General features: G+C 31.2%; 2 protein-coding genes. Both read right to left on the reverse strand.

Annotated elements, in window-relative coordinates:
* Positions 1-288: 288 nt before the first annotated feature.
* On the reverse strand, positions 289-645 hold the full coding sequence (locus tag COL3_RS26790) for a VOC family protein (protein WP_008421005.1): 357 nt from the start codon (positions 643-645) through the stop codon (positions 289-291).
* 161 nt (positions 646-806) lie between these two features.
* A partial coding sequence (locus tag COL3_RS29050) for a hypothetical protein (RefSeq protein WP_180278000.1) occupies positions 807-997 on the reverse strand: 191 nt, incomplete at its 5' end.

Consider the following 997-nt stretch of genomic DNA (forward strand, 5'->3'; position numbering starts at 1 on the left):
ATCTATGATTTGGTGTGAATCACTTACTCAGCGAACGAATGTGAGTCGAGTTTCCTCTACTGGTTGTCTCACTTTAGCTTGTTACGCTGAAAGCGGGAGCATGCTAAAGTGAGTGCAACATGCAACTTGGAGCCTTCAGCGATATTTTTATAGTTTTTCGTAACAAAAATATTTATTATTTCGGTAAGTTACCACTTAATTCTAGTTTACATGTTGTTTATATATAGTATAACCATAATTACATTTGCATACAGTTTCTATGAATCTACATTTAAATATAATTGAGTGTTATTTTACTTTTGAATAATCTGTAATTCCAAGCCTGTTGCCAAATGGATCTTCAAATTCTACAGCTAATCCTGTCATTATTTCAAAAGGTTCAGACATAAACTTGACACCTTTACCTTTTAGGTTACGATATTCATTTTCAACACTTTCAACTTCGAACCATATTGTTGGTTTTATATTGGGAAATACACTTTCATCTTTCAAAATAATTGCAGGTTCTTCACTACCAACAATGAAAGCAATCATACCCTTCTGTGAAAAATCAAATTTTAATTTTAATCCTAAAGTATTTTCATAATATTTTCTTGCAACTGTTAAATTAGTTACTCCCATAAAAAAATTGTCATAATTATTCACAACAAATTCCTCCTATTATTTTCATGTTCTCATATATACAGATGCCATAAAAATATTAAAGACACGGAGATAAACAAAAAAAATGATAAGGGCAGTTGTAAATTAACTACCCCTATCTAATTTCTCTTATATCACTATAAAAATTTAGTTAAAAAAAGTTATTAATTAGTTTTTGTACCATCTGCTTGTGCTGCAACATATGTTCCAACTGCTGTATTTAATGCTTTTACTGCATCTGTTACATCTTGTCCTGTTGTCGCTGTGCTCTTAGCATTTGTTGCAGCTGTTATTGCTGTATCTAAGGCATCATTAACGTCTTGCGTTACCCATTTTGAAGTTGCATTAACATCTG

The organism is Clostridium sp. LS (assembly GCF_002760435.1).
In the GTDB taxonomy this organism is placed as follows: Bacteria; Bacillota; Clostridia; order Clostridiales; family Clostridiaceae; genus Clostridium.